This window comes from Allobosea sp. (assembly GCF_030695125.1).
Classification (GTDB): domain Bacteria; phylum Pseudomonadota; class Alphaproteobacteria; order Rhizobiales; family Beijerinckiaceae; genus Allobosea.
The window spans coordinates 68,124-93,756 of the sequence record NZ_JAUYTP010000085.1 but is presented as its reverse complement, the minus strand read 5'-3'; the positions used below and the strand labels follow the sequence as shown (position 1 = coordinate 93,756).

The 25,633-nt window shown below is 68.3% G+C and carries 24 protein-coding genes; 20 read left to right on the top strand and 4 right to left on the bottom strand.

Going from position 1 to position 25,633, the window contains the following annotated elements; all coding sequences use genetic code 11:
- Positions 1–11: 11 nt before the first annotated feature.
- Complete coding sequence (locus Q8S38_RS24620) at positions 12–1,649, bottom strand: acyl CoA:acetate/3-ketoacid CoA transferase (protein WP_305682952.1); 1,638 nt, start codon at positions 1,647–1,649, stop codon at positions 12–14.
- Between the two features lie 144 nt (positions 1,650–1,793).
- Between Q8S38_RS24620 and Q8S38_RS24615 the strand changes: the two genes are divergently transcribed.
- The 4 genes from Q8S38_RS24615 to Q8S38_RS24600 are packed head-to-tail and all read left to right on the top strand — an operon-like array spanning position 1,794 to position 5,241.
- Positions 1,794–2,549 carry a 3-ketoacyl-ACP reductase gene (locus tag Q8S38_RS24615; protein ID WP_305682951.1) on the top strand — a complete coding sequence of 252 codons (756 nt, stop codon included), beginning with the start codon at positions 1,794–1,796 and terminating at the stop codon, positions 2,547–2,549.
- A 13-nt stretch (positions 2,550–2,562) separates the two neighbouring features.
- Positions 2,563–3,255 carry a DUF4286 family protein gene (locus Q8S38_RS24610; protein WP_305682950.1) on the top strand — a complete coding sequence of 231 codons (693 nt, stop codon included), beginning with the start codon at positions 2,563–2,565 and terminating at the stop codon, positions 3,253–3,255.
- A gap of 29 nt (positions 3,256–3,284) precedes the next feature.
- Positions 3,285–4,364 carry a LacI family DNA-binding transcriptional regulator gene (locus tag Q8S38_RS24605; RefSeq protein WP_305682949.1) on the top strand — a complete coding sequence of 360 codons (1,080 nt, stop codon included), beginning with the start codon at positions 3,285–3,287 and terminating at the stop codon, positions 4,362–4,364.
- Between the two features lie 40 nt (positions 4,365–4,404).
- The gene (locus Q8S38_RS24600; RefSeq protein WP_305682948.1) at positions 4,405–5,241 is read left to right on the top strand and encodes a shikimate dehydrogenase family protein; all 837 of its coding nucleotides are present in this window, start codon (positions 4,405–4,407) and stop codon (positions 5,239–5,241) included.
- A gap of 91 nt (positions 5,242–5,332) precedes the next feature.
- Here the strand turns inward: Q8S38_RS24600 and Q8S38_RS24595 are convergent, their stop codons facing one another.
- Positions 5,333–6,346, bottom strand: a complete 1,014-nt coding sequence (locus tag Q8S38_RS24595) for a LacI family DNA-binding transcriptional regulator (RefSeq protein ID WP_305682947.1) — start codon at positions 6,344–6,346, stop codon at positions 5,333–5,335.
- A gap of 165 nt (positions 6,347–6,511) precedes the next feature.
- Here Q8S38_RS24595 and Q8S38_RS24590 point away from each other — a divergent pair, with 165 nt between their 5' ends.
- From Q8S38_RS24590 to Q8S38_RS24545, 10 genes are all read left to right on the top strand, one after another.
- Positions 6,512–7,288, top strand: a complete 777-nt coding sequence (locus Q8S38_RS24590) for an ABC transporter permease (RefSeq protein WP_305682946.1) — start codon at positions 6,512–6,514, stop codon at positions 7,286–7,288.
- The gene (locus Q8S38_RS24585; protein ID WP_291824904.1) at positions 7,288–8,076 is read left to right on the top strand and encodes an ABC transporter permease; all 789 of its coding nucleotides are present in this window, start codon (positions 7,288–7,290) and stop codon (positions 8,074–8,076) included. Before Q8S38_RS24590 ends, Q8S38_RS24585 begins: the two co-directional genes overlap by 1 nt.
- Positions 8,077–8,089: 13 nt before the next feature.
- On the top strand, positions 8,090–8,887 hold the full coding sequence (locus tag Q8S38_RS24580) for an ABC transporter ATP-binding protein (RefSeq protein ID WP_305682945.1): 798 nt from the start codon (positions 8,090–8,092) through the stop codon (positions 8,885–8,887).
- Positions 8,877–10,133, top strand: a complete 1,257-nt coding sequence (locus Q8S38_RS24575; RefSeq protein WP_305682944.1) for a DegT/DnrJ/EryC1/StrS family aminotransferase — start codon at positions 8,877–8,879, stop codon at positions 10,131–10,133. The genes Q8S38_RS24580 and Q8S38_RS24575 overlap by 11 nt, the downstream gene beginning before the upstream one ends.
- A gap of 33 nt (positions 10,134–10,166) precedes the next feature.
- On the top strand, positions 10,167–11,216 hold the full coding sequence (locus tag Q8S38_RS24570) for an ABC transporter substrate-binding protein (RefSeq protein ID WP_305682943.1): 1,050 nt from the start codon (positions 10,167–10,169) through the stop codon (positions 11,214–11,216).
- Between the two features lie 82 nt (positions 11,217–11,298).
- Positions 11,299–12,612 carry a sulfopropanediol 3-dehydrogenase gene (hpsN, locus tag Q8S38_RS24565; RefSeq protein ID WP_305682942.1) on the top strand — a complete coding sequence of 438 codons (1,314 nt, stop codon included), beginning with the start codon at positions 11,299–11,301 and terminating at the stop codon, positions 12,610–12,612.
- Positions 12,613–12,615: 3 nt separating this feature from the next.
- The gene (locus Q8S38_RS24560; RefSeq protein ID WP_305682941.1) at positions 12,616–13,386 is read left to right on the top strand and encodes an SDR family NAD(P)-dependent oxidoreductase; all 771 of its coding nucleotides are present in this window, start codon (positions 12,616–12,618) and stop codon (positions 13,384–13,386) included.
- Between the two features lie 13 nt (positions 13,387–13,399).
- Positions 13,400–14,395: a zinc-dependent alcohol dehydrogenase gene (locus Q8S38_RS24555; protein WP_305682940.1), complete on the top strand. Its 996-nt coding sequence runs from the start codon at positions 13,400–13,402 to the stop codon at positions 14,393–14,395.
- Positions 14,396–14,543: 148 nt separating this feature from the next.
- Complete coding sequence (locus Q8S38_RS24550; RefSeq protein WP_305682939.1) at positions 14,544–15,764, top strand: FAD-binding domain-containing protein; 1,221 nt, start codon at positions 14,544–14,546, stop codon at positions 15,762–15,764.
- A 67-nt stretch (positions 15,765–15,831) separates the two neighbouring features.
- Positions 15,832–16,224, top strand: a complete 393-nt coding sequence (locus tag Q8S38_RS24545; protein WP_305682938.1) for a DUF4149 domain-containing protein — start codon at positions 15,832–15,834, stop codon at positions 16,222–16,224.
- 42 nt (positions 16,225–16,266) lie between these two features.
- Here Q8S38_RS24545 and Q8S38_RS24540 read toward each other — a convergent pair whose 3' ends face one another.
- The gene (locus Q8S38_RS24540) at positions 16,267–17,205 is read right to left on the bottom strand and encodes a hydrogen peroxide-inducible genes activator (RefSeq protein WP_305682937.1); all 939 of its coding nucleotides are present in this window, start codon (positions 17,203–17,205) and stop codon (positions 16,267–16,269) included.
- 144 nt (positions 17,206–17,349) lie between these two features.
- Between Q8S38_RS24540 and katG the strand changes: the two genes are divergently transcribed.
- Complete coding sequence (gene katG / locus Q8S38_RS24535; protein ID WP_305682936.1) at positions 17,350–19,521, top strand: catalase/peroxidase HPI; 2,172 nt, start codon at positions 17,350–17,352, stop codon at positions 19,519–19,521.
- Between the two features lie 147 nt (positions 19,522–19,668).
- Positions 19,669–20,043, top strand: a complete 375-nt coding sequence (locus Q8S38_RS24530) for a thiol-disulfide oxidoreductase DCC family protein (protein ID WP_305682935.1) — start codon at positions 19,669–19,671, stop codon at positions 20,041–20,043.
- A 40-nt stretch (positions 20,044–20,083) separates the two neighbouring features.
- Here Q8S38_RS24530 and Q8S38_RS24525 read toward each other — a convergent pair whose 3' ends face one another.
- Entirely contained in the window at positions 20,084–20,998 is a 915-nt protein-coding gene (locus Q8S38_RS24525; protein ID WP_305682934.1) for a LysR substrate-binding domain-containing protein, read from the bottom strand.
- 249 nt (positions 20,999–21,247) lie between these two features.
- On the opposite strand from Q8S38_RS24525, the gene Q8S38_RS24520 reads away from it, so the two are divergent.
- The 4 genes from Q8S38_RS24520 to Q8S38_RS24505 all read left to right on the top strand — a co-directional run bounded on the left by Q8S38_RS24520 (position 21,248) and on the right by Q8S38_RS24505 (position 25,540).
- Complete coding sequence (locus tag Q8S38_RS24520; protein ID WP_305682933.1) at positions 21,248–22,588, top strand: NAD(P)H-dependent oxidoreductase; 1,341 nt, start codon at positions 21,248–21,250, stop codon at positions 22,586–22,588.
- 75 nt (positions 22,589–22,663) lie between these two features.
- A complete protein-coding gene (locus Q8S38_RS24515) occupies positions 22,664–23,659 on the top strand; it encodes a TRAP transporter substrate-binding protein (protein ID WP_305682932.1) in 996 nt (331 codons plus the stop codon).
- A gap of 69 nt (positions 23,660–23,728) precedes the next feature.
- On the top strand, positions 23,729–24,244 hold the full coding sequence (locus Q8S38_RS24510; protein ID WP_305682931.1) for a TRAP transporter small permease: 516 nt from the start codon (positions 23,729–23,731) through the stop codon (positions 24,242–24,244).
- Positions 24,245–24,256: 12 nt separating this feature from the next.
- Positions 24,257–25,540 carry a TRAP transporter large permease gene (locus Q8S38_RS24505; RefSeq protein ID WP_305682930.1) on the top strand — a complete coding sequence of 428 codons (1,284 nt, stop codon included), beginning with the start codon at positions 24,257–24,259 and terminating at the stop codon, positions 25,538–25,540.
- The last annotated feature ends 93 nt before the right edge of the window (positions 25,541–25,633 follow it).

Genomic DNA, 25,633 nt, shown 5'->3' with positions numbered 1-25,633 from the left:
CCGGCTTTGGCTCAGGCCGGCTCGGCCACCCCTTCCGGCTTCCGGGCGCTTTCTTTCGTCGCCAGCAGCCGCCGTGGCTGCCGCGCCTGCGACCCGCCTGCGAGAATATCGCGCTTCAGGCCCATCGGCTCGGCCGCGAAGAGGCGGGCGTCCATCGTCCTGAGATCGGCCGCGATCGCCGGGCGGAAGGCCATATGCGCCATGATGTCCCGCTCGATCTCGATGCCCGGTGCGATCTCGCAGAGTTCGAGGCCCGCCGTCCCGACGCGAAACACGGCGCGCTCCGTCACGAAGACGGCTTCGCGGCCCTGCTCTCGCGCGAAGCGACCGTTGTAGCAGATCTGCTCGACGTTCTGGACGAACTTGCGGCTGCGGCCCTCCTGCAGGATGCGCAGCTTGCCGTCGGTCGTCGCGATCTGCAGCCCGCCGGCAGTGAAGGTGCCGCTGAAGACGACCTTGCGCGCGTTCTGACTGATGTTCACGAAGCCGCCGATGCCGACGATCGTATCGCCGAAGCGGCTGACATTGACATGGCCTTCGGCATCGACCTCGGCGAAGGACAGAAAGGCGATGTCGAGCCCGCCGCCATCATAGAAATCGAACTGGTAGGGCTGGTCGACCATCGCATCATAGTTCTGCGCGGCGCCGGAATCGGGCCCCGTCAGCGGGGCGCCGCCGATGAAGCCCTGCTCGTTGGTGAGGACAATCTCGTCGAGAAAACCTTCCTCGGCAGCCACAGCCGAAACGCCCGTCGAGATTCCGGCGCCGAGATTGCAGATCGCGCCCGGCTGGATCTCCATCGCCGCGCGCCGGGCGACGATCTTGCGCTCCGTGAAAGGCAGCTTGCGCAGGCCTTCGAGCGGCACCCGCATTTCACCGGAATAGCTCGGGTTGTAGTCGCTCCAATAGGTCTGGCGCTGGTTCTCGTCGACGACGACATAGTCCACCAGCACGCCGGGGATCTTCACCGCGCGCTGCGGCAGCGTGCCCCGCCTTGCCATGCGCTTGACCTGGACGACCACCGCCGCGCCCAGCCGCCGCCCAGCCTGGGCGGAGGACAGCATCTCGCCGGGAACGGCCTCCTGCTCCATGCTGATATTGCCGTCCTCGTCGGCGCTGGTGCCGCGCAGCAGCACGATGTCGAGCGGAAACGGCTTGAAGCGCAGCCATTCCTCGCCGCCAATCTCGAGCAACTCGACCAGATCCTCACGCGCGCTGGGGCTCTGCCGCGCCCCGCGCTGGCGCGGATCGACGAAGGTGTGCAGCCCCGTCTTCGTAATCACGCCGGGTCGGCCGGCGGCGATTTCACGCGTCATCTGCGCGATCACGCCCTGCGGCAGCGTGTAGGATTCGATCAGGTCCTTCTGGGCGAGCGCGATCAGCGGAGGCGAGTCGACCAGCGCCCCCGTGATGCTGCGCTTGAGCATGCCGGGATGACGGAAGCGAGCAGCGCCCTTGAGCTTGCGGTCGCCGATGCCGACGGCGTGGATCAGGCAGAGGTCGCGCGGCGCGCCCGTCTCGAGGAACCGAGCCTCGACCGCTTCGAGAATGGCCTCCGGCACGCAATGACCGCCGCCCGAGCCGCTGACGAGCACGCTGTCGCCTTGCTGGATGAGCGAGGCGGCCTCGCTGGCGCTGATCACCTTCATCGGTCGCTTCCTCACAGGCTCCGGCTTCGATGCGATTGACTTTCGCAGCCGGTTTTGTAACCGCTTGCATAAAGTTGGGAGTCCGCCAGTGTCAAGTCTTGGTTCCAGGTCATCGGCCGACAGCGCCCGTCGGATGGGCGGGCGATGAGCCGCGTCGCGATCGTCACCGGGGCCGGCCGCGGCATCGGCCGCGCCATCGCCGACGCCTTGGTCGAGGCCGGGTTCATCGCCGCCCGCGTCAGCCTTGAGACAGAGCCCGAACCTGGCAGCATCGCGCCCGGGACGGGCGCCTATTACAGCTGCGACGTCGCCGACCTGACCGCCCACGCCCGATTGATCGCGCGCATCGCGGAGGATCTCGGCGAGCCGGACTGCCTGGTCAACAATGCCGGCGTCACCTCGCTGCAGCGCGGCGATCTGCTCGATCTGTCGCCGGAGAGCTACGACCGCACCCTGGCCGTCAATCTGCGCGCCGGCTTCTTCCTGACCCAGGCGTTTGCGCGCCGCCGCCTGGCGAAGGCCAGCGGCGGGGGGAAGAGCGAGCCTGGCTCGATCATCTTCATCGGCTCGGCCAATGCCGAGATCATCGGCGAGAACCGCGCCGATTACTGCGTCAGCAAGGCCGGCGTCGCGATGATGGCAAAGCTGTTCGCGGCGCGGCTGGCGGCCCATGGCATCGCCGTTTTCGAGGTGCGACCGGGCGTGATCCGCACGGACATGACGGCCCCGGCCGCCGCCAAATACGATGCGTTGCTGGCCAATGGCGGCATTCCCATGGGCCGCTGGGGCGAGCCGTCCGATATTGGGCGCACGGTGGCCGCGCTCGCGACCGGCGCGATCCCCTATGCGACGGGCATCCACATCGATGTCGGCGGCGGGCTGCACCTGCACCGGGTCTGAGGAGAATCACGAGATGGCACTGGCAGGCACAGGCGTCCTGGCGATCTGGAACGGCATCGCCGCGGAGGCGGAAGACGATTTCATCGCCTGGCATATCGGCGAGCACATCCCAGAGCGCGTCGCCGTGCCGGGCTTCCTGCGCGGGCGCCGCTATGTCGCCGAGCGCGGCATGCCGAAATACTTCAACTTTTACGAGACGGATTCGCCCGACGCGCTCGTCTCCCCGGATTACCTGGCGCGGCTCAATGCGCCCTCCGACTGGACGAAACGCGTCGTCCGGCATTTTCGCGATACCTCGCGGACGGTCTGCGCGGTCGCCGCCAGTCAGGGGCTCGGCGACGGCGCCTATGTCGCGACGCTGCGGCTGGCGGCTCGCGGCGCGCGCGCGGACTTTCTGAACGCGATGCGCGACGTGGTGATGGAGCCGCTGGGGCAGGCCGCCTCGATCGTGGCGGTTCATCTGCTCGAAGGCCAGGGTGGTGGTGGCACCGGCTCTACGGCGGAGAAGGCACTGCGCGGGCAGCCGGACCAGATCGCGGACTGGATCCTGCTGGTGGAGGCCGTCGATGCCGGGCCGCTGGAGGCTGCCCTGGCGGAGCACGCCTCGCCAACGCGGCTCGCGACGATCGCTACCGACTACGACGCGGTCCGCGATTGTGGCATCTATCGCCTGCAATACGGGCTTTCGAAACACCAGATCGCCTGAGTGACAGCGCGCTGGAGGAATGGATCGCGATGGCGAGGGGCAAGACCGCGCACACCGGAACCGATGCCGAGCCCGCTCCGGTGACGGCGGAGGGGCCCCGCACCGTCGGATTGCGGGAGGTGGCGCGCGCGGCCGGTGTCTCGACGGCGACGGTCTCGCGTGCGATCAACACCCCCGACGTGGTTTCCTCGGATTTGCGCGAGCGCATTGCGGTCGCCGTCAAGGCGCTGGGCTGGGTGCCAGACGGCGCTGCGCGCGCGCTGAGCACGCGCCGTTCGCAAACCATCGGAGCCGTGTTTCCGGCCCTGTCGGTCGGCGATTTCGCCCATGCGACACAGGCGATCCAGTCGGAGCTGTCCCTGTCGGGCTACACGCTGCTGCTCGCCTGCTCGGACTATGATTCCGATCTCGAACTGCGGCAGGTCCGCAAATTCGTCGAGCGTGGCGTCGATGGTCTGATCCTGGTCGGGCAGGCGCATCACCCCGATCTGGAGCCGCTCCTGGCGCAACGGCAGATGCCCTTCGTCAACACCTTCGTCTACGACCAGCACACGCATGGCACCTGTGTCGGCCCCGACAACCGCAAGGCGCTGATGATGATGACGGATTACCTGGCCGATCTCGGCCATGTCCGCTTCGGCGTGATCGCGCAGTCGACCCGCAACAATGATCGCGCCAGCGCGCGACTCGACGGTGTGCGCGATGCCTTGTCCCTGCGCGGACTGGCGGTCCGGCCGCAGCATTTCGCGATCGGCGAATGGTCGATCGCCGAGGGCCGTGCTCTGCTGCGCGCCCTGCTGCAGACCGACCCGAAGCCGACCGCGATCGTCTGCGGCAACGCCCATCTCGCGGTCGGCGCGGTGCTGGAAGCGCTCGCCATGGGCCTGCGCCTGCCCGACGACCTGTCGATCGTCGGCTATGACGACATCGAGATCATGAGCCATCTCCCCGTGCCCGTGACGACCGTCCGGGTTCCCAGCGCCGAGATCGGCCGGATCGCGGCGCGCGTGCTGATCGCGCGGCTCGAAGGGCGCAGCTGCAGCGCGCCGCTCGAGGCCGAGGCCGAGCTGGTCATCCGAGCGTCCTCAGGGCCTCCCCCGGCCGCGTAGGGATCGCCCGGTTCCCGCCCCCTCCCCCAGAAGGCTTGCCATGACACCTCCCGTCGCCTCCGCCGTCCCGATCACGGGCGCCACGCGCCTGATCGGCTTTCTCGGCGATCCCGTAATCCACGCGAAATCGCCCCAGAATTTCAATCCGCGCCTGGCCGCCGCGGGACATGACGCCGTGCTGGTGCCGATCCATCTGCGGCAGGGCGAATTCGACGCCGCCATCGGCGGGGTCATGGCGATCGCCAATCTCGATGGCCTCGTCGTGACGATGCCGTTCAAGGAGCGGCTGATCGCCCGGCTCGACGAGGTCTCGGCCCGTGCTCGCGCCGTGGGGGCGGTGAATGCGGCGCGGCGACGGGCCGACGGCGCCTGGATCGGCGACATCTTCGACGGCGTCGGGCTGATCGGCGCCGTCGAAAGCCTGGGGATGTCGCCGCGGGGGCTGAAGGTCGGGCTGGTCGGCGCCGGCGGGGCTGGCGCGGCCATCGCCTTCGCCCTGGCCGAGGCGGGCGTCGCCACACTGGCGATCCTGGATCGCGACGGCGCGCGAGCCGCCGATCTCTGTCGCCGGGTTGCGGCGACCGGGCCGCTGGTGCCGGTCGCCGGGGCGTTCGATGTCGGCGCAGTCGACCTGCTTGTCCATGCGACGCCGGTCGGCATGGCGCCGGGCGACGGCATCGCCATCGAGATCGCCGGCCTGTCGTCTCGTACCGCCGTCGTCGACATCGTGACGAAGCCAGCGACCCCGCTGCTGCAGGCCGCGGCCGCCCTCGGCTGCCGCCATGCCGGCGGCGGCGCGATGGTCGCCGCCCAGACCGCAGCGATCCTGCATTTTCTCGGATTTGGCGAGAAGGACGCGCCACAGAGCGGGCGTTAGGCCCGCACTCCCTCGCAAGACGGTTCCCGGCAGCGTGAAGACCCCGGCGACGAGACCGGCCGGCGACAGACGAGCCCGGCTGCGTTTGCGGCTAGGTCCGGTTGAGCGGCTGAGAGGACCGGCGAACCACGAGCTCGACGGGCAGCACGGTTTCCTTCGCAACGGGACGGTTCGCCACCATCGCCATCAGTGTCTGCGCGGCGAGATTGCCGATCCGGCCCGTGGGGACGTGGACCGTGGTTAGCCCCGGCGAGACATGAGCCGACATGTCGAGCCCGTCGATCCCGACGACGCTGAGGCCCTCGGGCACGACGATGCCGCGCGCATGCGCCTCTTCGAGACAGCCGATGGCGAACAGGTCGATGCCGCCGATCAGCGCGGTGGGTGGGGCGTCCAGGTCGAGCAGCATCGCGCAACCGGCCCGGCCGCCGGCAAGCGTCAGCGCCTGTTCGACGACCAGGGAATCGGGCAGCGACAGGCCCGCCTCCTCAAGCGCCGCTCTGGCGCCGGCGAGCCGCGCCCTCTGCCGATCGTTGAACTGGAGATGCCCCGCGATCATGCCGATGCGGCGGTGCCCGAGCTTGATCAGATGCTGCGCCGCCAGGCGCCCGGCGAGCGCATTGTCGATGGTGACGGCGGTGAAATGGCCATCGCCGCACCAGGTCAGCACCACCGGCAGGCCCGAGGCCTTCAGCAGGGCGGTGGTGTCCGGCGCCCGCTCGGCCCCGACCAGCATCAGGCCATCAACGCCGCGCCCCAAGAGGGCGCGCACGGCCTGCGTTTCGGCGGCGGGGCTGGCCTCATGCGAGGCGACCAGCAGCAGATAGCCCGATTGCGCCAGGGTCGCCTGCATCGCCTGGAGGGCACGGGCGAAGATGGCGCTGTCGAGCGTGGGAACGATCGCGCCGATGGTCATGGACCGGCCGGATGCGAGCGCCCGTGCAGCCCCGTCGGGCAGGTAGCCGAGACGCTGGGCACTGGCCCTGACGCGGGCGAGCGTTTCCGGCGACAGAAGCTCGGGCTGGGCGATGGCACGCGACACGGTCGCAGCGGATACACCCGCATCCCGGGCCACATCGCTCAGCTTGACGCGCACTGCGCTCACCATCGTCGTAATGAAAGTTCTTTCATTCGATCTAGTCTCATATCGCCTTGAACGGCAAGCAGAACTGTCAAAAATCGCCGCTGACCGACAGAGGTTGACATGACGCCGACGATCTGGAACGTTTGCTGAAAGCGCTTTCATCAGAAGAGCGCATCGGGGAGCGCCATGATCGGAAGACGGGGATGGGTCGGTCTGGGCTCGGTGGCGGCTGTGCTGCTGCTGTGGTTCGGCGTGACCACGGCGACGGGCTTCGTTTCGCCCGGCCGCTTCCCCTCGCCTGCTGATTTCTGGCTGTCGCTGAAGCAGATCACGACGCGCGGCTATGCCGGCGGCGGGCTGGCGGCCCATGCGCTGCAGAGCGTCAAGCTGGTCGTGATGGGCTTTCTCGTGGCGATCGCCACCGGTGTGCCGCTCGGCCTCTGGATGGGCTGGGACCGGCGCGCCGAGGCCGCGATCAACCCGATCTTCCTGATCATCCGGCCGATCCCGCCTTTGGCCTGGATTCCGCTCGCAATCCTCTGGCTCGGCCTCGGCGACGGCGCCAAGATCATGGTGATCTGGTTTGCCGCCTTCGTGCCCTCGGTGATCAATTCCTTCGCCGGCGTGCGCAACATCGACCGCCCGATCATCGAGGCCGCGCAGATGCTGGGCACGCCGCGCTGGCGGATGGTCACCGAGGTGATCGCCCCGGCCGCCGCCCCGATGATCTTCACGGGCCTGCGCCTGTCGCTCCAGGCCTCCTGGACGACGCTGGTCGCGGCCGAACTCGTCGGCGCCCTCGCCGGCATCGGCTTCGTGCTCAACATGGCCCAGCAGGACATCTACCCGGGCATGATCCTGGTGGGGATGGTGACGGTCGGCGTGCTCGGCTGGGCGACGACCCATGCGCTCGGCCGGGTCGAGCGCCGCGCGCTCGCCTGGAATGTGGCGGGGAGGGATTGATGCAGACGATCCCGCTTCGCCTGAGCGAGAAATGCGCCTGGGGCGCGCTGGGTCTCGTCGGCTTCATCGGGCTCTGGGCGGCGCTGTCGGCCTTCGGCATCGTGCCACGTCAGTTCCTGCCTTCGCCGCTCGATGTCCTGACCCGCTTCGTCCACCTGCTGACCAATCCCTTCGCCGGCGCGACGCTGCCGCAGCATCTGGCCTCGAGCTTCCAGCGCTATGCCTATGGCGTGCTGCTGGCAGCCTTCATCGGCGTGCCGCTCGGCCTGCTGATGGGCTGGTTCCGCTGGCTCGACGACGTCGTCACCCCGCTCTTCGACGGCTTGCGCTTCATCGCTCCGATCGCCTGGGTGCCCTTCGCCGCTTTGTGGTTCGGCGTCGGCATCGGCGGGCCGATCCTGATCATCTTCGCGGGCGCCTTCCCGCCCTGCCTGATCAACGCCTATCGCGGCGCCCGCTTCGTCGAGCCCCGCCTCATTGAGGCGGCGCGCATGCTCGGCACCGGGCATCTGCGGATGATCCTGGAAATCCTGCTTCCGGCGGCGACCCCCTCGATCGTCTCTGGCTTGCGCGTCTCGGCGGGGCTCGGCTGGCAGTCGCTGGTCGGGGCGGAGCTGATCGTGGCGGCGGCCGGGGTCGGATTCATGATGGTGCAGGCGCAGGCCAATGTCGCGACCCCGACCGTGATGGCCGGCATGGTCGCGATCGGCCTCGTCGGCATGGCCATCGATGTGATGCTGCGGCAGGGCGAAGCCTGGCTTCGCCGCCGCCGCGGCCTCCAGGCGTAAGGGAACGACGACGATGGGTTCGATTCGTTTCGACAAGGTCGACAAGGTCTTCGGTCCGGTGTCGGGCGGCCTGAAGGCGCTCGACGACATCAATCTGGAGATTGCCGACAAGGAGTTCGTCGCGATCGTCGGCCCCTCCGGCTGCGGCAAGACGACCTGCCTGCGCATGGTCGCCGGCTTCGAGCCGCCCAGCGCCGGCATCGTCAGCGTCAACGGCAAGGCTGTGACGGAGCCGGGCCCCGATCGCGCCGTGGTCTTCCAGCAATTCGCATTGTTTCCGTGGAAGACGGTGCGCGAGAACATCGAACTCGGACTGCGCAACAAGAACCTGCCGAAGGGCGAACGCGACGGGCTGGTCGCCGACGCGCTCAAGCTCATGAACCTCGAGAGCCATGCGGATGCCTTCCCGCATCAGCTCTCGGGCGGCATGCAGCAGCGGGTCGCCATCGCGCGGGCCTATGTGCTCGATCCGGAAGTGCTGCTGATGGACGAGCCTTTCGGCGCGCTCGACGCGCAGACGCGCGTCGTCATGCAGGAGGAGCTGGTGCGGCTGGCGCGGGTCAATCCCCGCACCGTGCTGTTCATCACCCATGCGGTGGAAGAGGCAGTCTACCTCGCCGACCGGGTGGCGATCATGACCCGCCGCCCGGGCCGCATCAAGGAGGTGCTCGACATCCGCTCGGTGCGACAGGCCGAGAACTGGGACCGCCATGAGAGGATCGAAGACGTGATGGATCTCGAATCCTTCGTCCATCTGCGCACCCAGATCTGGAAGTCGCTGCGCGAGGAGAAGGGCGCCCATGGGGTCTGACCTCGCCACCCTGCCACGCCTCGCGCGTGACCTGACCGAGCCGGAGCCGATTCCCGAGGCGGGCATCGCGCGCGCCTGCGAACTGATGCGCTCGGGCCGGCTGTTCCGCTATGGCGAGATGGGTGCCGACCAGAACGACGTCGCTTTGCTGGAGCAGGAGTTCGCCGCCTTCGTCGGCCGGCGCTATTGCGTCGCCGTCAACTCCGGCGGCGCCGCTTTGTGCCTGGCGCTGAAGGTGCTGGACCTGCAGCCGGGCGAGCCGGTGCTGGTCAATGGCTTCACGCTGGCGCCGGTGCCCGGCGCCATCCTGCATGCCGGCGGCCGGCCGGTCCTGGTCGAGGTCGGCCCGGACTACGTCATCGACTGCGAGGATCTGCGCGCCAAGGCCCGCGCCTCGGGTGCCCGCATCCTGCTGCTGTCGCATATGCGCGGGCACATCGCCGACATGGATGCGGTGATGGCCGCCTGCGACGAGCTCGGGCTGCTCCTGGTTGAGGATTGCGCCCATGCGCTCTGCGCCGCCTGGGGCGGACGCGCCATCGGCACCTTCGGGGCGGCGGCCGCCTTCAGTGCCCAGACCTACAAGCATCTCAACGCCGGCGAGGGCGGTTTCCTCGTGCTGGACGATGACGACCGCATCGCCCGGGCCATCCTGCATTCGGGCAGCTACATGCTGCACGCCCAGCATCGCAGCGCGCCGGCTGCCGAGGTCATCGCTGCCTGGGAGGAACGGACCCCCAATTTCAGCATGCGGATGACGGCGCTCGCCGCTGCGCTGCTGCGGCCGCAACTGCACGACCTGCCGCGCCGCGCTGCGCGCTGGAACGCCATCCATGACCGGATCGGCGCAGCCATCGCGCGCTCGCAGCATGTCCGCCTGCCGCCGCGCTCGCCCAAGGAGCGCTATGGCGCGACCTCGGTCCAGTTCTCGCTGCTGGGCTTCGACGATGCCGAGATCGCTGCGGTCCTCGAGCGCTGCGCCGCCCGCGGCCTGCCGATCAAATGGTTCGGCGCCGGCCGGCAGCGCGGTTTCACCAGCGCGCCGCGCCATTGGCGCTATGCCGGCGAGCAGGGGCCGATGGCGCAGACCCACGCCATCCTGGCCGGGCTCTGCGACATTCGCACGCCGCTCTCGCTGACCGATGAAGATTGCGACCTCGTCGCCGAGATCCTGCGCGAGGCCATCGAGACCGTCGTCTCCGCCCGGGCGGAGACAGGGAAAACCGGGCGGGCCGTAACAGGCTGAGACCGGGCTAACGACAACAGGGAGAAAACGAAGATGAAACGCATCGTTGCCGGATTGGGGATCGCCGCCGCGCTGGCCTTTGCCGCGCCTTCGCCGAGCCAGGCGCAGACCGCCATCGGCGTCAGCTACCAGCCCTCGCTCTACTGGGCGCTGCCGTTCCACTACGCCACCGTCAAGGGCTGGTGGAAGGATGTCGGCCTGACGCCGAACTTCTCGACCTTCCCGGCCGGCGCGCCGCAGATCGCGGCCTCGGCCGCCAAATCCTGGGATGTCGGCGGCACCGGTTCGGTTCCCGCCGTGCTCGGGGCGGTACGCTTCAACATCCTGACCATCGGCATCACCAACGACGAGTCGAAGACCAATGCGATGATGGTGCGCGGCGACAAGTTCGACGCGATCAAGGCCGATCCGAAGCTGCTGAAGGGCCAGAAGCTTCTCCTCACCACCAATTCCACGGTGGATTACGCGGCGCGCAAATGCCTGACCAAGTTCGGCCTGCAGCAGAGCGACATGCAGTTCGTCAATCTCGGCCAGGCCCAGATCATCACCGCGATCACCTCCAACAATGGCGATGTCGCCGGCGTCTGGGCGCCCAACACCTACACGCTCGAAGAGCGCGCCAACGCCAAATATCTTTGCTCGGGCGCGGATGCGAACGCGATCGTGCCCGGCGCGCTGATCGTTCGCGGCGATTTCGCCAAGGAGCGGCCCGAGGACGTCGCGAAGTTCCTGGCCGTCTTCCTGCGCGGCTGGTCCTGGGCCAAGGCCAACCCGGCCGAGGCGCGCACGCTGGCGCTCGACTTCTACAAGCAGGGTGGGCTCGAGGTGACGCCCAAGGCGATGGACCAGGAGTTCGCGCTGCGGCCGACCTTCGGCCTCGACGAGCAGCTCAAGCTGATGGCGCGGGCCTCGGGCGCCTCCACCGTCGATGGCTGGTTCTCCGAGATCGGCAAGTTCATCACCGAGGTCGGGACGATTCCCTCCAACCCGGACGCCAAGAGCTACGTCACCGACGACTTCCTGAAGCGCGTCGCCGCCGACCCCAAGCTCAAGGCCTTCGCGACCGAGTTCGACAAGAAGTAAGCCAGCTCATCACCGACCGCTGCGGTGACGCCTCCCGGCGTCACCGCCACCACCCCCTGCGCTCCGAAGCGGACCTCAAGCCATGGCCATCACCCATCTCAAGACCGCGACCAAGACGCCGGAGACGGAAACCGACACCGCACGCGCGGTGGTCACCGAGATGCTCGCCGCGATCGAGGCCGGGGGCGAGCAGGCGGTGAAGGACTACGCCCTCAAGCTCGACAAATGGGACGGGCCGATCGTCCTCGACCAGGCCGCCATCGCGGAGCGCATCCGCGACATGCCGCAGGGCGTCAGGGACGATATCAGCTTCGCCGCAGGTCAGGTGCGCCGCTTCGCCGAGGCGCAGCGCGCCTCCTGTCAGGATTTTTCGCTGGAGATTTCGCCCGGCCTGCATCTCGGGCAGAAGCTCGTGCCGGTGAACACGGCCGGCTGCTATGTGCCGACCGGCCGCTACGCCCATATCGCCTCGGCCTATATGTCCGTCGCCACCGCCAAGGCCGCCGGCGTCAAGACCGTCGTCGCCTGTTCCGCTCCGTTCCGCGGCCAGGGCATCCACCCCCATGTGCTCTATGCGCTGACGGTGGCCGGCGCGGACATCATCATGTGCCTCGGCGGCGTCCAGGCCGTCGCGGCCATGACCTTCGGCCTGTTCACCGGCAAGCCGGCCGACATCATCGTCGGGCCCGGCAACAAATTCGTCGCCGAGGCCAAGCGCATGCTGTTCGGCAAGGTCGGCATCGACGTCTTCGCCGGCCCCTCCGAGGTCGCCGTGATCGCCGACGACAGCGCCGATCCGCTGATCGTCGCGACCGATCTCGTCGGCCAGGCCGAGCACGGCCATGAGAGCCCGGCCTGGCTGATCACCTCCTCGCGCCGCATCGCCGACGAGGTCGCCAGGCTGATGCCGGAGCTGATCGCGACCCTGCCACCCACCGCGCGCGATGCCGCCGGCGCCGCCTGGCGCGACTATGGCGAGATCGTCCTCTGCGACACGCGCGAGGAGATGGTCGCGGTCTCCGACGCTTACGCCTGCGAGCATCTGGAGGTGCATTGCGGCGATCTCGACTGGTGGCATGCCCATCTCAGCAATTACGGCTCGCTCTTCCTCGGCGAGGAGACCAATGTCGCCTTCGGCGACAAGGTCTCGGGCCCCAACCACATCCTCCCGACCAAGTTCGCCGCCCGCTATTCGGCGGGTCTGTCGGTCCACAAATTCCTGAAGCCCCTGACCTGGCAGCGCATGGACCGCGCCGCCTGCCAGCGCATCGCCCCCGTCTCGGCCCGGATCTCGCGGCTGGAGGGCATGGAGGCCCATGCCCGCACCAGCGATGCGCGGATGGCCAAATATGCGCCGGGCTCGAATGTCGACCTCGGCACGCCGGTCGAGGTCTGAGAGATGTTCAGGCTGACCTCTCTCTTCGACCTGACCGGCAAGACGGCCCTGGTCACCGGCGGCAACAGCGGCATCGGGCTCGCCATGGCCCGCGCGCTGGGGCTGGCGGGCGCGCATCTCGTCATCGTCGCAAGGCGGGAGGAGGCGCTGCGCGAGGCGGCCGAAGGCCTGCGGGCGGACGGCATCGCGGCCGACATCATCGCGGCCGACCTCGCCTCGCCGGAGGCCGGCGCCACCCTGGCGGCGGCCTGCGAGCGGCTGGGGCGGACCATCGACATCCTCGTCAATGTCGCGGGGCTCAATCTGCGCCAGCCCTTCATGCAGGTTTCGGCCGAGGGCTTCGACCTCCACATGGCGGTGCATCTGCGAGCGCCCTTCCTGCTGACGCAGGCCTTTGCGCCGGGGATGGCGCAGCGCGGCTATGGGCGGATCGTCAACATCGCCTCGCTGCAGAGCTACCGCGCCTTCCCCGACTGCGCGCCCTACGGCGCGGCGAAGGGCGGCGTCGTCCAGCTGACGCGGGCCATCGCCGAGGAATGGTCGCGCCATGGCGTTACCTGCAACGCGATCGCGCCGGGCTTCTTCCCGACGCCGCTGACGGCCCCCGTCTTCGCCGATCCCGCGCGCGCCGCCAAAAACGCGGCGCAGACCGCCATCGGCCGCAATGGCGAGCTCGACGATCTCGCCGGCGCCACGGTCTTTCTGGCCTCGCCGGCCTCAGTCTATGTCACCGGCCAGACCCTGGCCGTCGATGGCGGCTTCACCGCCAAATGAGGAGGGTCGCCGCATGAAGGCGCTGGTCTATACCGGTCCCAACAGCCTCGTCTTCCATGATGAGCCGGATCCCATGCCGGAGGCCGACGAGGTGCTGGTCCGCGTCGAGGCGGTCGGCATCTGCGGCTCGGACATGCATGCCTATCACGGCTTCGATGCGCGCCGCCCGCCGCCGCTGATCCTCGGCCACGAGGCGGCGGGGCGCATCGCGACGGGGCCGCGTGCCGGCGAGCGCGTCACCATCAACCCGCTCGTGGTCGACCCGGCCTGCCCCTATGCCATCGAGGGGCGCTGGCATCTCTCGCCGACGCGGCAGATCATCTCGATGCCGCCACGGCCCGGCGCCTTCGCGGAGCTGGTTCGAATTCCCCAGCGCAACCTGACGCCGATTCCCGACGCCATGCCGATCGCCCATGCGGCGCTGGCCGAGCCCGTCGCCGTCTCCTGGCATGCGGTGCGGACCGGCCTGCAGCGCCTGCACCAGCCGCTGGCGGCCTGCCGCGTCGTGGTGCTCGGCGGCGGCGCGATCGGGCTGGCCGCCGGACTGGTCGCGCGGCTGTTCGGCGCCCGCGACATCCGGATCGGCGACACCAACCCGCTGCGCATCGCCACCCTCGCCGCGGAGGGATTTTCCACCTACACGCCCGGCCTCGACGAGCCTGACGCCAATGCGATCGACCTCGTCATCGATGCCGTCGGCGCCGATGCGACGCGCGCGGCCGCCTGCCGCATGGTGCGCCCCGGCGGCGTGATCGTCCATGTCGGCCTGATCCCTGGCGAAGGCGGCCTCGACATCCGCAAGATCACCCTCCAGGAAATCACGCTGGCTGGAGTCTATTGCTACACGCCCGTCGATTTCGGCCAGAGCGTCGATGCGCTCGCAAGCGGCCGTCTCGGCGCGCTCGGCTGGATCGAGCAACGCGCGCTTGGGGACGGCGCCGGCGCCTTCGCGGATATCGATTCCGGCCGCGTCAGCGCCGCCAAGATCATCCTCGACGCCGGGCGATGATCGACACGGGCCCGGTGCATCGAGGGCGGCGGGCGCGACGCGACGAATCCTTTGGTCCGCACAGGGTGACGAACGGTCACAGCGGCATAACGTGGCGATCGGGGGCGTTACCGGCGTAGATGCCGCGTCACCCCGGATGTAGTCCCCCATGACATCGATACCGATGGCGACCCGCGAGACGGGCCTGAAGCTGCTCGAAGACTTCGTCCCCCGGATGGGGCGGCGCTATGCCAATGGCCGCAATTTCGACCATGGACCCGGTCGCCACGATGCCGTTTCGCAACTGTCCCCCTTCGTTCGGCGCCGGCTCGTCACCGAGGCCGAGCTGGTCGGCGCCGCCATCGCCGCGCATGGGCCGGAGGACGCCGAGAAATTTATCGAGGAGGTATTCTGGCGCGGCTATTTCAAGGGCTGGCTGGAGCGGCGCCCGTCCGTCTGGACTGCCTATGTCGCGGGCCTTTCCGCCGATCTCGCCGCGCTCGAGGGCGACCGCCGTCTGCGCCGCCGGGTCTCGGACGCGCAAGAAGGGCGCACGGGCCTGGCCTGTTTCGATGCCTGGGCGCAGGAGCTGACCGAGACCGGCTATCTCCACAACCACGCCCGGATGTGGTTCGCCTCGATCTGGATCTTCACGCTGGGGCTGCCCTGGCGGCTGGGTGCGGATTTCTTCTACCGGCACCTGCTCGACGGCGACGCCGCCTCGAACACGCTGGGCTGGCGCTGGGTGGCGGGGCTGCATACGCGTGGCAAGCCCTACCCGGCGCAGGCCTGGAACATCGCCACGTTCACCGGCCAGCGCTTCACGCCGCGCGAGAGCGATCTGGCCGAGGTCACGCACGGCCTCGAAGCGCAGGAGCCCGACGGCCTGCCGCCGGCACAGAGCCTGCGCAGCGTCGTGGCGCCGGAGCACGGCCGGCCCACAGCGCTGCTCTTCACCGACGAGGATTGCCGGCTCGAGGATTTCGATCTCGCCGGCCTCGACATCCGCGCCTGCGCCACGCTCGCCGCGAGCCCCCTGCGCTCGCCCTTGCCGGTGTCGGATGCGGTCATCCGGTTCGAGGCAGCCGCGCTTGCAGATGCCGCCGCGCGCGCCGGGCTCGCTGCGCACGCCTTGCAGGCCGACGCGCCCGACAATCTGGTCGCCTGGGCCGAGCGGGCGGGCGTGAGCCAGATCGCGACGCCTTATGTCACGCAGGGCCCGCTGCATGATTGGCTGGCGCAAGCCGCGCCACTGCTGGCCGCCCGCGGCATTACGCTGCGCGAATTCCAGCGCGATTGGGACAGACTGATCTGGCCGCATGCGAGCGCAGGCTTCTTCAAGGTCAAGCAGCAGATCCCGCAGATCCTGGAGCGCGTGCGGTGCCTGTGATGTCGCTGTCTGCAGTGGCCCTACGCGGCCGGGCCGGGGCGCCTCTTTCTCTTACGCACAGGGTTCGATGATGCAGACCGCCGCCCTCCTGACCGTCGCGCTGCTGTTTGGCGGCATGGTCCTGTTCTCGTTCGGATTCGCCGCGATCCTGTTCTCGACGCTGTCGGCAGGCGAGGCCGGGCGGGTGCTGCGCCGCGCCTTCCCGCATTTCTACCTGTTCGTGATGGCCACTGCGGCAGCGGCGGCCGCGTTGATCGCGCCCCGGGACGGCGTCTCGGCGGCCTGGCTTCTCGCCATCGCCGTCTCGACCATCCCGACGCGCCAGCTGCTGATGCCGGCGATCAACGCCGCGACCGATACGGGCGACAAGAGCCGCTTCAAGGTTTTGCATGGCGCGTCGGTCGTGGTCACGCTGGCCCATATCGGCATCGCCGGCTTCGTCCTGAGCCGCTTCGTCTGACATCTGACGTCGCGGGCCCGCCCCGGCCGTCCCGCGGTGGCTTTATGCCGCGATCGAGGCGGCGCCGAAGGCGCCGGTCGCATCCTCCAGGGCCAGATGGCCGACGCGGCGGACCATCTCGGCGATCTCGAGCAGTTGCCCGGCCAGCGGATTGGTCTTGCGCCAGACCATGCCGATCTGGCGCGTCGGCCGCGGCGCATCGAGCCTTGCGATGCAGACGCTCGCGCCGCGAATCTCGACCGGAATCGCCATCTCGGGGATCAGCGTCACACCAATCCCGGCGCCGACCATCTGCACGAGCGTCGACAGCGAGCTGCCCTCCATCAGGGCGCGCGGCGCCAGCGGCGTCATATGGCAGACCTCGAGGGCCTGCTCGCGAAAGCAGTGCCCCTCCTCCAGCAGCAAAAGCCGCATCTCGCGCAGCATGCTCGGGCTCGGCACCGGCTTGGCGGCGTCCTCGCGCGGGCGGACCAGCACGAACTCCTCCTCGAACAGCGTGAAGGCGGCCAGCGAGGGCTCCGAGACGGGCAAGGCGACGATAGCGGCGTCCAGCCGCCCGCCGACAAGATCCTCCAGCAGGATCCGGGTCAGCGCCTCGCGCGGATGCAGCTCGATGCCGGGATACCCCGCGACCAGCTCCTTGATCAGCCGGGGCAGCAGATAGGGCGCGACGGTGGGGATGACCCCGATGCGCAGGCGCCCGGCCAGGGGACCGCGCGAGGCCCGGGCGAGATCGGTCAACTCCTCCACCGCCTGCAGGATATCGCGCCCACGCAGGGCGAACGCCTCCCCCAGCGTGGTCAACCGGATCTGCTTGGAGCTGCGCTCGACCAGCTTGGCGCCGAGGATCTCCTCGAGCTCCTTGATCTGGAGCGACAAGGCCGGCTGGGAGATCGAGCAGAACTCGGCGGCCCGGCCGAAATGCCCCTGGCGCGCCAGCGCATCGAAATAGCGCAGATGCTTGATCGAGATGCCAATCATAGGCTCAGCTTATCAGAATGATTATAAATTCAAAATTATTTTTATCGCCTTCCCGTGCTACGACGCGGTCGATCTGAGCGATCCGAGCGGCGTGAAGCCCCCGACCGCATCAGCCGACATGATCAACAGCGCGGGGAAAAAGTGATGGATGGCTCCAACGTGACACCCAAGGGCCTGTGCCCGGTGATGCATGGCGCGGTGACGAAGACCGATGGCATGGCCATGAACTGGTGGCCGAACGCGCTCAACCTCGACATCCTGCACCAGCACGACAGCAAGACCAACCCGCTGAAGGGTTTCGACTATCGCGAGGCGCTGAAGACGCTCGACGTCGCGGCGCTGAAGAGCGACCTGACCGCCCTGATGACCGACAGCCAGCCCTGGTGGCCGGCCGATTGGGGCCATTATGGCGGCCTCTTCATCCGCATGGCCTGGCATGCAGCGGGCTCCTATCGCCTCGCCGACGGCCGCGGCGGCGGCGGCACCGGCAACCAGCGCTTCTCGCCGCTGAACTCCTGGCCGGACAACGCCAATCTCGACAAGGCGCGCCGCCTGCTGTGGCCGATCAAGAAGAAATACGGCAACCAGGTCAGCTGGGCAGACCTGCTGATCCTGGCCGGCAACGTCGCCTATGAATCGATGGGCTTGAAGACCTTCGGTTTCGGCTTCGGGCGCGAGGACATCTGGCACCCGGAGAAGGACATCTACTGGGGCGCCGAGAAGGAGTGGCTGGCGCCGTCCGACAGCCGCTACGGCGACCTGATGGACGCGTCGACGATGGAGAACCCGCTCGCCGCCGTGCAGATGGGCCTGATCTACGTCAACCCGCAGGGCGTGAACGGCGTGCCCGACCCGCTGCGGACGGCGGCCCATGTCCGCGAGACCTTCGCCCGCATGGCGATGAACGACGAGGAAACCGCCGCCCTGACCGCCGGGGGCCACACCGTCGGCAAGACCCACGGCAATGGCGATGCAGCGCGGCTGGGCCCGGCGCCCGAGGGCGCAGAGATCGCCGAGCAGGGCATGGGCTGGATGAACCACAGCACCCGCTCGATCGGCCGCGATACCGTCACGTCGGGCCTGGAGGGCGCCTGGACGACCCATCCGACCACCTGGGACAACGGCTATTTCGACCTGCTCTTCGGCTATGAGTGGGAGCTCAAGAAGTCGCCCGCCGGCGCCTTCCAGTGGATGCCGATCGACATCCGCGAGGAGGACATGCCTGTCGACGTCGAGGATCCCTCGATCCGCGTCATGCCGATCATGACCGATGCCGACATGGCGATGAAGATGGACCCGGTCTATCGCGAGATCTGCGAGCGCTTCAGCCGCGACCACGCCTATTTCTCGGATACCTTCGCCCGCGCCTGGTTCAAGCTGACCCATCGCGATATGGGCCCGAAGATCCGCTATTTCGGCCCCGAGGTGCCGGCTGAGGACCTGATCTGGCAGGATCCGATCCCCACCGGCCGGCGCGACTACGACGTCGCCGCCGTCAAGGCGAAGATTGCGGCGTCCGGCCTCTCCATCGCCGAGATGGTCTCGACCGCCTGGGACAGCGCGCGGACCTTCCGCGGCTCCGACCTGCGTGGCGGTGCCGATGGCGCGCGCATCCGCCTCGCGCCGCAGAAGGACTGGGAGGGCAACGAGCCGGCGAGACTGGCCCGCGTACTCAGCGTTCTGGAAGGCATCGCGGCGCAGACCGGCGCGAGCATCGCCGACGTGATCGTGCTCGCCGGGTCCTATGGCGTCGAACAGGCCGCCAAGGCGGCTGGCGTCGAGATCAGCGTTCCCTTCGCGGCCGGCCGTGGCGACGCCACGCCCGAGCAGACCGACGCTGACTCCTTCGCCGTGATGGAGCCTGTCGCCGACGGCTTCCGGAACTGGCTGAAGAAGGACTACACGGTCAGCCCCGAAGAACTCCTGCTCGACCGCGCCCAGCTTTTGGGCCTGACGGCGCAGGAGATGACGGCACTGGTCGGCGGCCTGCGCGTGCTGGGCGCCAACCATAACGGCACGGCGCATGGCGTGTTCACCGACAATGTCGGCGCGCTGACGACGGACTTCTTCGTCGCGCTCACCGACATGGCCTATCGCTGGGAGCCCGTCGGCAAGAACCTCTACCACATCGTCGAGCGCCAGAGCGGCACGGTGAAGTGGACCGCGACCCGGGTCGACCTCGTCTTCGGCTCGAACTCGGTGCTGCGCGCCTATGCCGAGGTCTATGCCCAGGACGACGCCAAGGCGAAGTTCGTCGCCGATTTCGTGGCGGCGTGGGTCAAGGTCATGAATGCCGGCCGCTTCGACCTGAACTGAGGCGGCTCTGTTCGGGGGCGCGTGCCGCCCCCCTCATCGTCCCGGCGCCCCCGCGCCGGGACGACTTGTTTTCCACCCCTGCGACATCGACGCCTGCGGCGCCGGGCCCGCTTGCCGCGCCGCCGCACAGGGCCCATCTCTGCGTCTATGACCGGTCCAACCGTTTGGTATGATGGCGACTGCCCGCTGTGCCGCCGCGAGATCGCGGCGATGAAGCGGCTCGACCGCAAGGGCGCGATCACCTTCCTCGACGTGACCTCCGAGGATACGGCCTGCCCGATCGACCGCGGTGCCTTGCTGGCGCGCTTTCATGCGGAAGAGAACGGGACGCTGTTGTCGGGTGCGGCCGCCTTCGCCGCGATGTGGCGCGCCATCCCCTTGCTGCGCCCGCTCGGATTGGTCGCACGCAACCGCGTCGTCGGCGCGGCGCTGGAATGGCTCTATGTCCGCTTCCTGCGCTACCGGCCGATCCTGCAACGCTGGGCCCGCAAGCGCGAAGCCGAAACCACCGTCCAGCCCTGACCGCCGAGCCACGCCGGCTCAATGGACCCGACCGTCGCGCTCAGGGCTCGCCCCGCTCCTCGGGGTCGGGTTTCTCGGTGATCTCGCGCATCAGCCATTCCACGAAGGCCTGGATCTCGGGATTGGCACGCTCCTCCCGGCGATAGATCAGGCGATGGGCGACGACGCCGATGCCGCGCGGCCCGAAGGGCATCACGAGCTTGCCGGCGGCGAGCAGATCGCGCGCCTGCAGCGTCGATTCGAGCGCGAGGCCGAGCCCGTCCATGGCCGCAGCCAGCGCGAGATGGGCCCGGTCGAACTGCAGCCCGCGCGGGCTCAGCGGCACGAAAGGCGCATAACGCGCCGCCCATTGGTCCCAGGGCACGACGCAGCGCAGCGACTGGATCAGCGGCACGCGGGCGATGTCGCCGGGCGCCTCCAGCCCATGCGCGGCCACGAAAGCGGGGCTGGCGAGCGGGACGATCAGCTCCTCGCCCAGCGCCACCGCCTCGCAATCCTCCGGCACCGGCCGCGCATACTGGATGTCGATGAGGATGCCGTCCTGCCCGAGGCGGGCCGGCTCATGGCTGGCGAAGAGCGCGACGTCGATGCTGGGATGCTCGCGCAGGAACTGGCCGAGCCGCGGCATCAGCCAGAGGGTGGCGAAACTCGGCGAGGCATGGATCGGCAGGCGCCGCACGCCCGCCCCCGACGCGACCCGGACGGTCGCCGTCATCAGCCGCGCGAAGCTTTCGCCGATTGAGGCGGAGTAGGTCAGCGCCTCCTCGGTCGGGACGACACTGCGCCGCACCCGCAGGAACAGGGGCCGCCCCAGCATGCCCTCCAGCGCGCGCATCTGATGGCTGATCGCGGATGGCGTCAGGTTCATCAGCTTGGCCGCGCCGGCGAAGCTTCCGGCCTCCATCACGGCCCGGAAGGTCTGCAGCCATTGCAGCGGTGGCATGCCTCCGATCATCGGTGAATCCTATTCGTCGATCATGCCAAACTTATTCGTTTTTCCAGTGAACGAACCCCATGTTACGCCTATGACATGAGGAATGCAGCTCATCAAACGAAGCTGCGGCCCGCAGGGAGGAATGACGCGCCGGCAACCGGCGCCAGGTGACGCGCAGCCCGCGTTCGCCACCCCTTCTCCATGCGATGCCTCCTCGAATGACGAGACGTCCGATCTCCGCGGTCGGCCTGACGAGGAAAGAACCGGCGCATGAACCTGCATAGACTGCTTCTCGAACGGAAGGCCGCCGGCAAGCCGGTCACCGTCGCCATCATCGGCGCCGGCAAGTTCGGCACCATGTTCCTCTCCCAGGCCCGCAGCACGGACGGGATGCACATCGTCGGCGTCGCCGACCTCAACACCGCCCGCGCCCGCTCGCAGCTGAAACTCGCCTGCTGGCCGGAGGAACAATACGCGGCCACCTCGATCGACGATGCGCTGAAGAACGGTGCGACGCTCGTCACCGAGGACGGGGACGCGCTGATCGACCATCCCGGCGTCGAGGTCATCATCGAGGCGACGGGCGATCCGGGTGCCGGCATCCGCTTCGCGATGCGCGCCATCGCCAATGGCAAGCACATCGTCATGGTCAATGTCGAGGCCGACGCCTGCGCCGGGCCGCTGCTGGCGCGCAAGGCGCGCGAGGCCGGCGTGGTCTATTCGCTGGCCTGGGGCGACCAGCCGGCCCTGATCGCCGACCATGTCGACTGGGCCCGCGCCTCGGGCTTCCGGGTCGTCAGCGCCGGCAAGGGCACGCGCTACCACCCGACCTACCACCAGTCGACGCCCGACACGGTCTGGGACATCCTCGACAAGTACATGAAGATCAAGGATCGCAACTCGATCAATCCGAAGATGTTCAACTCCTTCGTCGACGGCACCAAGTCGGGCATCGAGATGACCGCGGTCTGCAACGCGACGGGGCTGGAATCGCAGACGGAAGGCCTGTCCTTCCCGCCGGCGACGCGGTTCGAGCATGCCGAGATCTGCAAGCCCAAGGCCGATGGCGGCGTGCTGGAGCGGGCCGGCGTCACCGAGGTGACCTCCTCGGTCTATCGCGACGGCACCGACGTGCCCCACAGCCTGGTCATGGGCACCTATGTCGTCTTCGAATCCGACAGCGCCTATAGCGAGGAGTGCTTCCGCGAGTATTCGATGCTGCCCGACAAGAGCGGTCGCTACTCGTGCCTCTACCGGCCGATCCACATGATCGGGCTGGAACTCGGCATCTCGGTCGCCTCCGCCGCGCTGCGTCATGAGCCGACGGGCGCGCCGATCTGCTTCAATTCCGACGTCGTCGCCACCGCCAAGCGCGACCTCAAGGCCGGCGAAATGCTGGATGGCGAGGGCGGCTTCTGCGTATGGGGCAAGCAGACGCCGGCCAAGACCTCGCTGGCGGAAGGCTATCTGCCGCTGGGCCTCGCCCATCGCGTCAAGCTCAAGCATGATATCGCGCTGGGCCAGCGGCTGAAGTGGTCGGACGTCGCCTTCGACGCCGACGATGCCGCGGTCAAGGTTCGCCGCGAGATGGAGGATCTCTTCCGGGGCTGACGTCGCCCCGGCCTAGCAGTGCAGACCGGCGAGAGCCCGAGATAACGGGCCGGCCCAACGTCCAGGGAGGACATCATGACCAAGAGCAGAACAGACCAGCCGACCCGCCGGACCGTCCTGGCAGGAGCCGCGCTCGGCGCCGGCCTCATCGCCATCCCCGGTATTCTGAGGGCCCAGCAACTGAAATGGATCGGAGCCTCGGCGACGCCGCAGACCGACTTCATCTCCCAGAGCCTCGACGTCTTCGCCGCGCGCGTGAAGGAGCTGACCAAGGGCCAGATCGACATCGCCTCCCACCATGCCGGAGCACTCGGTGGCGAGCGCGAGAATGTCGAGGGGCTGCTGCAGGGCTCGATCCATGTCGCGACGCCGGGCGCGGCCCTGCTCGCCGGCTGGTACAAGCCGGCCGAGGTCTTCACCTATCCCTATCTGTTCAAGAACGTCGCCCACAAGGACAAGGTCATGACCGCGATCATGGCCGAATATGGCGACGACGTCGCGGCTCAGGCCAAGCTGCGTCCGCTCGGCGCCATCCCGCGCATGCCGCGCCAGCTCTCCTCCAGCCGTGTCGTCAAGACGCCGGCCGATCTCAAGGGCTTCAAGATCCGCGTGCCGGAGACCACGATGTGGCGCCGGACCTTCGAGCGCTTCGGCGCCTCGCCCACGCCGCTTCCCTGGCCGGAGGTGTTCCAGGCCCTCAAGTCGGGGGTGATCGAGGGCCAGGAGAACCCGATGGCGCTGACCTTCAACGGCGGCATCTTCGACGTGAACAAGAACCTCGCCCTGACCGAGCACATGATGCAGGACAACATGATCGTGATCTCGGAAGCGAGCTTCCGCGCGGTCAACGAGGACCAGCGCAAGGCCCTCATCCAGGCCGCCCGCGACATGGAGGACTCGCTGCGTCCGAAGGTGATCGCCGACGACGACCGCATCCTGGCCCTGGTCAAGGCCAAGAACATCGCGATCAACGAGGTCGACAAGGACGCCTTCCGCAAGACGCTCGAAGGCATGGAGACCGAGTTCGCCCATGTGAAGAAGTGGGTCGACCGGATCAAGACGATCGCCTGATCATCGGATCGCCATCGCTGCCGGGCCCACCGCGGGCCCGGCAACTTTCCTTCGCGTGACAGGATTGCCATGCAGCCCCTGACCGGCCTGCCTGCGCTATGGCGCAGGCTCTGCGACCTTTGCGAATGGACCGCCCGCGCCATCATCGGCGTGTCGATCGCGGCGATCGTGCTGATCACGATCGCGGCGGTCTGGTATCGCTACGGGCTCGAGCGCCCGCTGTCCTGGACCGAGCAGGTCTGCCGGATCCTGTTCGTCTGGTCGGTCTTCGCCGGCGCGGCGGTGCTCTACCGCAACATGCTGCACATCGCGATCGACATGTTCGTGCTGATGCTGCCGCAGCGGCTGCAGACGCTGGTGCACTGGCTCAACCAGGGGCTCATCCTGCTGCTGGCCGTGCTGATGCTCTGGTTCGGGCTGCAGATCTCCATCGGCACGCTTGGCCAGACCTTCGGAGCGCTGGAGATCAGCCCCGCCTCCTTCTACTTCGCCGCGCCGTTCTGCGCCGCGCTGATGATCGTGTTCTGGATCGAGAAGCTGTTCGATCCGGCCAGGCGCGATCCGCTCGGCGACGTTCATCTCTAGGAGACGACCCCGATGGCCGGCGTGCTGATGCTCTCCTTCGGCGTGATGATGGTGCTGGGCCTGCCGATCGCCTTCGCGATGGCGCTCGCCGCCGTCATGACGATCGCCAACCACCCGACGCTGCCCTTCTCGGTCTTCGTGCAGCGGGCGCTGATCGGTGCCGATTCCTATTCGCTGCTGGCGATCCCGTTCTTCATCCTGGCCGGCAACATCATGAATGTCGGCGGCATCACCGCCCGCATCATCAGCTTCGCCAATGCCTGCGTCGGCCGCTTCTCCGGCGGGCTCGGCCTCACCACCGTGATGTCCTGCATGGTCTTCTCCGGCGTCTCCGGATCAGCGGTGGCCGATGCGACCGCACTGGGCAAGGTGCTGATCCCCGGCATGAAGCGCTCGGGCTACGACCCCGGCTTCGCCGCCTCGATCACGGCCTCCGCCTCGGTGATGGGCCCGATCATCCCGCCCTCGATCCCGCTGGTGATCTATGCCCTGTCGGTCGGCAAGGGCGTCTCGGTCGCCGCCCTTTTTCTCGGCGGCGTCATCCCCGGCCTTCTGCTCGGCGGCGGGCTGGCCATGGTGGTCTACCTGATCTCGCGGGCCCGGAAATACCCGGTCAACGAGGCCGTACCGATGCGCGAGGTGCTGCGCTCCGGCCGGGGCGCGATCTGGGCGCTGATGATGCCCTTCGTCATCCTGTTCGGCGTCACCGGCGGCGTCGTCACCGTCACCGAGAGCGCCGCCGTGGCCGTGCTCTATGCGCTCTTCGTCGCCATGGTGATCCATCGCGAACTGTCCTGGCGGCAGCTCTGGAGCATCTGCGTCCAGAGCGGGCTCGATTCCGCCGTGGTCATGATCATCATCGCCTTTGCCGCCGGCTTCGGCTGGCTGATGGCGGTGAGCGGCCTGCCGCGCGAGATCGCCGCGTGGATCGGCGCCTTCTCGGACAACCCCTGGGTCATCCTGATCCTCATCAACGTGCTGCTGCTGATCGTCGGCTGCTTCATGGAAGCGATCGCGGCCATGATCATCCTGATCCCGGTGCTGATCCCGATCGTCGAGGCGGTCGGCATCGATCTGGTGCATTTCGGGCTGGTCATCGTCTTCAACCTAATGCTCGGCCTGCTGACGCCACCGGTCGGCATTCTCCTCTACATCTGCGGCAACTTCGCCCAGGTGAAGATCGAGCGGGTCGTGCGGGAGGTGCTGCCCTTCCTCGGTGTCGGATTCGGCGTGCTGGCGATCATCACCTTCATCCCCGAGGTCGTGCTCTGGCTGCCGCGGCTCGTGCTGAACTGAGCCCCGCATCGTCGCCATGCGCGCCGCGCCGGCCCCGGCCCGCGCAGCGCAGGCCCGGGGCTCTGTCGCGCCCCGCCCCCGTCATGCTCTGAT